General features: G+C 71.3%; 8 protein-coding genes. 1 reads left to right on the top strand and 7 read right to left on the bottom strand.

The window, feature by feature from the left end:
• Positions 1-247: 247 nt before the first annotated feature.
• Entirely contained in the window at positions 248-1,639 is a 1,392-nt protein-coding gene (locus tag Sri02f_RS40050) for a glycosyltransferase (protein WP_245971015.1), read from the bottom strand.
• Positions 1,636-1,839, bottom strand: coding sequence for a hypothetical protein (locus Sri02f_RS40045; protein WP_109006217.1), 204 nt, complete (start codon positions 1,837-1,839; stop codon positions 1,636-1,638). The genes Sri02f_RS40050 and Sri02f_RS40045 overlap by 4 nt, the downstream gene beginning before the upstream one ends.
• Positions 1,840-2,126: 287 nt before the next feature.
• Here Sri02f_RS40045 and Sri02f_RS40040 point away from each other — a divergent pair, with 287 nt between their 5' ends.
• Entirely contained in the window at positions 2,127-3,437 is a 1,311-nt protein-coding gene (locus Sri02f_RS40040; RefSeq protein WP_109006216.1) for a UDP-glucose dehydrogenase family protein, read from the top strand.
• A gap of 281 nt (positions 3,438-3,718) precedes the next feature.
• On the opposite strand, the gene Sri02f_RS40035 is transcribed toward Sri02f_RS40040, so the two are convergent.
• Genes Sri02f_RS40035 through Sri02f_RS40015 form a run of 5 tightly spaced genes read right to left on the bottom strand, consistent with a single transcriptional unit; the run spans position 3,719 to position 7,808 of the window.
• Positions 3,719-5,098 carry a sensor histidine kinase gene (locus tag Sri02f_RS40035; protein ID WP_109006215.1) on the bottom strand — a complete coding sequence of 460 codons (1,380 nt, stop codon included), beginning with the start codon at positions 5,096-5,098 and terminating at the stop codon, positions 3,719-3,721.
• The gene (locus Sri02f_RS40030) at positions 5,095-5,757 is read right to left on the bottom strand and encodes a response regulator transcription factor (protein WP_109006214.1); all 663 of its coding nucleotides are present in this window, start codon (positions 5,755-5,757) and stop codon (positions 5,095-5,097) included. Before Sri02f_RS40030 ends, Sri02f_RS40035 begins: the two co-directional genes overlap by 4 nt.
• Positions 5,711-6,505, bottom strand: coding sequence for a phosphatase PAP2 family protein (locus tag Sri02f_RS40025; protein ID WP_109006213.1), 795 nt, complete (start codon positions 6,503-6,505; stop codon positions 5,711-5,713). Before Sri02f_RS40025 ends, Sri02f_RS40030 begins: the two co-directional genes overlap by 47 nt.
• Positions 6,502-7,110 carry a phosphatase PAP2 family protein gene (locus Sri02f_RS40020; RefSeq protein ID WP_109006212.1) on the bottom strand — a complete coding sequence of 203 codons (609 nt, stop codon included), beginning with the start codon at positions 7,108-7,110 and terminating at the stop codon, positions 6,502-6,504. The genes Sri02f_RS40025 and Sri02f_RS40020 overlap by 4 nt, the downstream gene beginning before the upstream one ends.
• The gene (locus Sri02f_RS40015) at positions 7,107-7,808 is read right to left on the bottom strand and encodes a DedA family protein (protein WP_167467712.1); all 702 of its coding nucleotides are present in this window, start codon (positions 7,806-7,808) and stop codon (positions 7,107-7,109) included. Before Sri02f_RS40015 ends, Sri02f_RS40020 begins: the two co-directional genes overlap by 4 nt.
• Between the last annotated feature and the right edge of the window lie 63 nt (positions 7,809-7,871).

Below are 7,871 nucleotides of genomic sequence, written 5' to 3'. Positions count from 1 at the left end.
TGCGTCAGTCCCAGGAGGCCTGGGGGCCCTGAGGCCTAAGGCAATCCCTAGACTGGAAGCAGCGGCGGGGTCGCTCGACGCGGCCCGGGAACGCCGGAGTGCGCGACTTCGCACGCAGCGCGGCCATGGGTCCTACGCGGAGGTGTGGTTCGCTCTCTGGGTCCTGCTGAACGGGGACTACCGCAACGACGTCACTCAGGCCTGCGGTCTCCTCCTCTGTCCCGGCAGAGGAGGAGCGGCGCGTCGTTCAGGCTGCGATGGTGTGCGGTTCGGGGAGGGAGACCTCGGCGCCGTTCTGGCGGGTTCCCCAGCCGGTCTTGGCGCAGGTGGCGATGCCGTACCAGCGCAGCCAGCGCAGCACGGTCCAGGCCAGGAGGATGGCGGCCGGCATGGCGAGCCAGGTCAGGGCGCGGGAGCGGATGCGTTCGTCGGAGCGGATGATGCTCAGGTAGCGCAGGCCCTGGGCCCAGCCGATGAGGAACGGCACGACCAGCATGCTCGTCGGCGGCAGGTTGCCGTAGGCGAGGGGCTCGACGGCGAGCATCCACAGGGTGACCAGCTGGGTGAGGACCATCTGGATCCAGCGCATGGTGTGCAGCCAGAATGCGGGCCTGGCGGGGCTGAGGTAGCGCATCCGCCAGATGGAGCGGATGGCGGAGCCTCGCATCCAGCGCAGGTACATGCGGTTGAAGTGGGACCACTTCTCGGGCATGGCGGTGAAGCAGATCGCGGAGGGCTGCTGGACGGTCAGTCCGCGTTCCTGGGCGTAGAGGGTGAGCATGCTGTCGTCGGAGAAGTTCACGGGTCGTCCCATGAACGTCTCGTTGAGGTAGCCGTCGAGGTTGTCGCGGATGATCCCGGCCCGGTAGGCCGCGAGAGGACCGGAGTTGACCATGACGGCGCCGACCGCCGACTGGCCGGAGCGGTCGACGAGCTGGCAGACGACGAACCACAGGTCCGTGATGCGCACCAGCCAGTTGGCGCGGTTGTTGGTGGCGATGACGATGCCGGCCACGGACTGCACTCGGGGGCGGGCGAAGGGGATGAGCGCCTGTTCGAGGGCGGCGGGGGCGAAGCAGCTGTCGCTGTCACAGGTGATGTAGACGTCGGCTTCGGGGCTGACCTTGACGGCGTGCGCCTGGGCGTGGCGCTTGCCTGCGTTGGTGACGCGCTGCCAGGTGGTGACGATGCCGGCGTGGCGGGCGGCTTCTTCCCACCACAGACGGACGTCGGCGTAGTCGGTGTTGGTGGAGCCGTCGTCGACGATGTGCACCGCGTCCGGTCTGCGGGTCTGGCGCAGGAACGACTCGAGGCCGAGCCGGAGGTAACCGGGGTCCTCGTTGTAGACGGGCATGAGGATCGCCACGTGCAGGGCGTCGAGCTGCTGCGCGCTGCGCGCGGTGAGCTGCCGCGGGCGTTCCAGGTGGTACATGAACGTCTGGAGCAGGAAGATCAGGAAGAGGGAGGCCCACACGACGGTGAGCCGGTTCTGGCTGTGCCCGTTGTGGGCGAACGCGCTGAGTGCGTGGTAGCCGGCCCAGGCGGCGGCCGCGAGCATGACGACGATCCCCATGAGGACCGTCGCGGACCGGTGCTGATGGGCGCTCAGCACCGGTCCTGCGGCGTGACGGGTGCTCACTGACGGTCGAAGGAACGATTCTTCGGCGTGCCGGCCTGGCCGGCCGTCAGGCCGGTGCGGTAGCGGAAGCGCACGACGAGGATGGCGCCGAGGACCACGGCGACCGCGGCGGCGACCATCCAGCCTCCCAGCGGATAGGTGATGCCGCCGATGACGATGGCGGGCATGCCGGTCTGTGCGAGCTGTCCGTGTCCGGACATGGCTCCCCCAGGAGATGAGAAATGGTTGGGATCAGGCCATGTGAAGATCCTGTAAGTGATGTGTATAGCATGCAACTTATTGAAGAGGGAACTTCGTCACGGGAAGATCACGAAGCAAGGCCTGCAGGTGAGAGCCTTGATCGCACCCGTATGCTCCTGCAGCAACGGACCGTGCCTACGGCCGACCTCTTCCTCGGCGCCGTGATCACCGAACACTTTCCGCCATTCACACTTCCTTGAGGCTCCTCCTGTGCAGCGCGCCTCCTGACCGCATTGGAGCACCCTCGATGCAGGGCAGCGCCCGTCACATCGCCGTCTTCGGCGCCGGATACATCGGACTCGTCACCGCCGCCTGTTTCGCCAGTCTCGGACACCACGTCACAGTCCGCGACATCCAGCCCGAGCGCATCCGGCTGCTGCAGGCGGGCGACGTGCCCATCTACGAACCCGGCCTCGGTGAACTCCTCGCCGACAACAAGGAGTTGCTCACCTACACGCTCGACGCCGGCGAAGCGGTCCGCGACGCCCAGATCGCCTACATCTGCGTCGACACCCCGCCCACCGCCTCCGGCGACGCCGACCTGTCGCGCGTGTGGTCCGTCATCGAAAGCCTCCGTCAGGCGCCGCACCTGGCCGCCGTCGTGGTGAAGTCCACCGTCCCCGTCGGCACCGGCGCCCGCATCCGCACCGCCCTGGACCAGGCGGGCCTGCACCACGTCGGATACGCCTCCAACCCCGAGTTCACCGCCGAAGGCCGGGCCGTCACCGACTTCTTCCACCCCGACCGCATCGTCATCGGCACGGACGAGGCCGCGACCGCCCGACTGCTGACGGCACTGCACAACGGCATCGACGGCCCCGTACAGGCCATGGACGTCGCCTCCGCCGAAATGGTCAAGCTCGCCTCCAACGCCCTGCTCGCCACGAAGATCACCTTCATCAACGAGATAGCCACCGTGTGCGAGGCGACCGGCGCCGACGTCACCCGCGTCGCCGACGCCGTCGGACTCGACCACCGCCTGGGCCGCCACTTCCTCAACGCAGGGCTCGGCTACGGCGGTTCCTGCTTCCCCAAGGACTCGCGCGCCCTGCGCGCCATGGCGAGCAACTCCGGCTACTCCTTCCAGCTCCTCAACGCCGTCATCGAAGTCAACGACCTTCAGCCCCGCCGCGCCGTCCAACGCCTCAAGACCGAGCTCGGCACCCTGCGCGACAAACGCATCGCGCTGCTCGGCATGACCTTCAAAGCCGGCACCGACGACATGCGCGAGGCGCCCAGCACCGTCCTCGCCTCCCGCCTCCTCGCCGAGGGCGCCGCACTCACCTGCTGGGACCCCATGGCCCGCCCGGCCGACACACAGCCCTGGAACCAGGCCGAGCGCCGGAGCACCGTCACCGCCGCCCTGACCGACGCCGACGCGGCCATCGTCGTCACCGAATGGCCTCAACTCCATGACACCGAGTGGGCGGAGGCGCGGCCGCTCATGCGCACCCCTGTGCTCTTCGACGGACGAAACCTGCTCGACCCCGAGGCCATGGCCGACGCCGGCTACACCTTGCTGAGCGTGGGACGAGCCACCGCCCGACCCCCTCGGTAGCCGCATCCACCGCGGCGGGCTTCGTCCGGCGATCCGGCTGACACGGCGCCGCGACGTGGCACTCCGCGGCCGGGCTGGACGCGCTGCCGGTCGCGCGGATGCACCCGCCGGTACGCGACACCGGCCGCCCGGCGCCCGGCCCGGACCTGCCGGCCCCGCACACTGCCGTAGCGCCGAACAGCTTCCGGCGAGGCTGACTTCGAATCCTTCTGTCCAGCGTCACGTCACGGCCGGCGCGACGTCACGGCCTGATGCGCCGGTGGCGCCGAGTGCGGCCGCCGTCACCCGGCCGGCAGGCTGACCACGAACCGCGCCCCCGGGGTGTGGGCCGGGTCGTACGCCACCTCGCCGCCGGCGGCGAGGGCCAGACGTCGCGCCAGCGGCAGCCCCAGGCCCGCTCCGTCGTGTCCGTCCCGGGGATCGGCACGTCGGCCGGGCTCGAAGAGCCGTCCGGCGAACGAGGGCGGTACGCCCGGTCCGTCGTCGACGACGTCGACGCGCACGCCGTCGGGGGCGCGGTGGGCGCGGACGGCGACCCGGGATTCGGCGTAGCGGCAGGCGTTGGCGAGGAGCGGACTGACGATGCGTTCGAGGAGGGCGGGTGGCACTCCGGCCTCCAGGTGCGGCCCCTCGACGGTGACCGTCAAGCGGGGTGGGGGGTCCAGGACTTCGGCGAGCCGCTTCAGCGTGGGCAGGATCTCGGCGGTGCCCGGAGCGGCGGGTGAGCCGTCACGGGCGTCGTCCAGGAGGGTGTCGCAGATGGTGCGCATGGACTCGGCGGCTTCCGCGATGACCTTGTGGCTGGCGTGGGTCTGGTCGTCCGTGCGGGGGCGTGCCTGCCACCAGTCGAGTTCGGCGATGATCCGGCTCAGGGGTGTGCGCAGCTCGTGCGAGAGCTCTCCGGTGAGCTGCCGCTCGTGGCGCAAGAGGGTGCGGATGCGGTCGAGAATGGCGTCCAACGACGTACCGAGGCGGGCGAGTTCGACGGGGTGCCGCATCTGGCCGAAGCGTTCTTCGGAGGCGACGGCGCTCCACTGGGTGGCCTGGTCGGTCATCGTGCGGACGGGACGCAGAGCACGGCCGACCGCCAGCCGGGTCAGGGCGTAGGTGCAGGCGAGCATCACGGCGTCCAGGGCGAGTGAGCCCAGGAGCAGGGTGTCGGCCGAACTCCGGTAGGGCGAGAGGTCGAGTGCCGTGACCACTGTGGCCTCGCTGTGCTTTCCGGACACCGGCCGGGAGCACAGCCGGAAAGGGCCGTGCATCTGGGCGGTGACGCACCGCTGACCGCCGCGCCCGGCGAGTGCGTCGGCGACGCGGGTCAGGGGGCCGGCGGTCGGCGGTTCTTCCAGCAGGCGTCGGCCGGCGTAGATCCACACGTGCGCATCGAGGAGTTCGTCGTTGGAGGTCTCCAGGACGCGTGCCGTCGGGCCGCTGGTGTCGATAGTCGTGGCGACGGCGGCGGCGCGGGTGCGCAGTTCGTCGTCCGCCTGGTGCTGGAGACGGCGGCCGGCCACGGCGTTGAAGGCGACGGTGAGGACCAGCATCAGCAGCGCTGCCGTGGTGAGGGCCACCAGGGAGAGCCGGCCGCGCAGCGTGCGGGGGGCCAGGAGGCGGAGGAGAGCGGTCACGGCGGGTCGCGGCCGCTGGCGGACACCGCTCATGACAGGCGGTGGCCGATCCCGCGGGTCGTGCCGATCGTCCGGTCGCTGCCGGCCTCGCGCAGCTTGCGGCGCAGTCGGGTCAGGTACTGGTCGAGAGTGTTGTCGTGGACCTGGGCGCCCTCGTGCCAGCCTGCCCGGACCAGGTCACTGCGGCGCACGATGGCGCCGGAAGCCGCCATGAGCGCGGCCAGGAGACGGAACTCGGTCGGTGTCAGATCGACCTGGGTTCCTCGGACGCTCACCACGTGCCGGACGGCGTCCAGTGCCAGGTCTCCTGTTGTGGCGGCAGGCGGCGGCGCGGCCCGTTTGAGGGCTGCTCGCAGGCGGGCCGCGAGTTCGGCGAGGTGGAACGGCTTGGGCAGATAGTCGTCGCCGCCGGCGGAGAACCCGGAGAGCCGGTCGTTCAGCCGGTGATGGGCGGTCAGGAAGATGACCGGGGAGAGGAATCCGTTCGCGCGCATCGCCTGGCACACGTCCCGCCCGTCGGCGTCGGGCAGCCCGATGTCGAGTACGGCAGCGGAGATGTCGGCGCCGGCCAGCCGCAGGGCGGTGGCGCCGTCCGGCGCGGGCACGGTGTCGAAGTCCTCGTCGCGCAGCCCGCGCATGAGCACGTCACGCAGGGCGTGATCGTCCTCGACGACCAGGATCGTCTGACGCATGGAACTCCTTCGGCTCTCGTGCCGTGTCCGTTCGGCTTCCTGCCGCGCCCGTCGGTCCTGCCGTCCTGCGCGCTGGTTCCGTGGCCGCGTCCGTCATGCCGGGGGTCAAACGCTCGGGAAGCCACCAGGCCACGGCGCACAGGCATATTCCCAGCCAGCCGAGCGCGAAGAGCCAGCCGCCGCCGACGTCGGTGAACCAGTGCACCCCGAGATAGACGCGCGTTATCCCGACCAGCGCACCCCAGCCGCCTATGACCAGGGTGAGCACAGTCCTGCCACGCGGGGCGCGGATGCGGACGGCGATGATCAGCAGCCCGGCGGTGAGGGCCGACGTGGTGGTGTGACCGGAAGGGAACGCCCACCCCGACGCGTGCGTCGCCCAGTCCGTCAGGGGCGGCCGGGGCCGGGCGACCAGCGTCATCACCGCGTACCGCAGTGCCTGGCCTCCCGCGAGGCAGGCCAGACCGAGCGCGACGGCGAGTACGCGCTGCCGGAGGGTGCGTCCCGCGACGACCCCGGCCAGCGCGGCCAGTACGAACGGGACGACGCCCGTCCCCGTTGCGGTCAGCCCGCGGGCGAGCGCCACCGCCACGTCGGGGCGGTGGGCGACGCACCACGAGTGGAGGTCGGCGTCCCCGAACAGCGGTACGCCGTCGTGGCCCACCACGACCATGGTGAGCACGCCGAACGCCGTCCATGCGCCGAGGCCGCAGCTGCCGGCCAGTTCGGCGACATCGCGCCGCCTCATGACGGCGCCACCAGCAGGGGACGCAGCCGGGTGGCCGTGAGCCGCAGGGCTGCGGTCTCCGCCCGCCTGCGCAGCGCCGACATCGCGAGCCAGGCGACGAGCGCGCCCACCAGGACCCCTGCCACCACGTCGTGGGGGTAGTGTGCGCCGACCCAGAGCCGGGAGGCCGCCATCGCGCAGGCGGCCACCGCGGCGACCGCGCCGAGCCGGCGGGAGACGAAGATCAGGGCGACGGCCGCCGCGGCGGCGACGGCCGCGTGATTGCTGGGGAAGGACCAGTCGCCGGGCGCCGGGCACGCCTCCAGCGTGGCCACCCGCAGGCTCCGGCAGGGCCGGTCCTCGCGCACCAGCAGCTTCAGTGCCGCGTCCACCCCGAACGCGGCGACCACGACGAACGGCACGGCGAGCGCCGTCACCGACGCGGCGGCGCCCGCCCGTCGGGCGCGCCACCAGCCGTACGCCATGAGGGCCGCGAACAGGGCGAGCCCGTACGTCGACCACGCCGACACCGCCCCGTCCAGCCATCCCGGGGCGTGTCGGGCCAGGTTCACCACGTCGGTGTAGGCCTCGCCGTCGACCGACGAGCCGTCGAGGGCGATGATCATCCGCGCGCCTCCTCCGTCTTCGCCTTCGCCTCCGCCTCCGTCTTCTTCGCCTTCGCGGCCCGGTGCGAGCGGTACACCTCGGAGGCGACCGGAATCAGCGACACGGCCACGATCACCGCGACGATCGGCAGCAGATAGCGGTCCACGTTCGGCACGGAGGAGCCCAGCGCGTATCCCGCCAGCGTCAGACCCAGACTCCACACCAGCCCGCCGGCCACCTGCCACACGGTGAAGGTGCGCACCGGCACCCGCAGGGCGCCGGCCATCGGGTTCAGGACCGTGCGCACCACCGGGACGAAACGGGCCAGCACGATCGCCTTCGCATACCCGTAGCGCTCCAGCAGCTCCTCCGCGCGCTTCGCCCCCTCGTGCAGCCGGGCCGAGCGGCTGCGGGCCAGCAGTGAGCCGCCCGCTCTGCGGCCCAGCAGGTAGCCGCACTGCGCGCCCGCCAGCGCTCCCACCGCCGCGGCGACCAGGAGCGGGCCGAGTGACAGCTTCAGGCCGCGGTCGCCGGCGCCCGTGCACAGCAGACCGGCCGTGAACAGCAACGAGTCGCCCGGCAGGAAGAAACCGATCAGCAGCCCGGTCTCGGCGAACAGCACCACGCCCACGCCCAGCACGCCGAACGCGGACAGCAGCGACCGGGCGTCCAGCACGTTGACGGCGAGCTGCGACGATAGGTGCATGGCTGTGGTCATCGGCGGGAGCCCCTTCATCCTTCTTCCGGACCGTCGGGTGTGGCGGAAGACTGGCACCCGACA

It is taken from the genome of Streptomyces rishiriensis (genome assembly GCF_003112535.1).
Lineage (GTDB): Bacteria > Actinomycetota > Actinomycetes > Streptomycetales > Streptomycetaceae > Streptomyces > Streptomyces rishiriensis.
The sequence above is the reverse complement of the archived record's forward strand: the minus strand, read 5'-3'. Positions and strand labels throughout refer to the sequence as shown.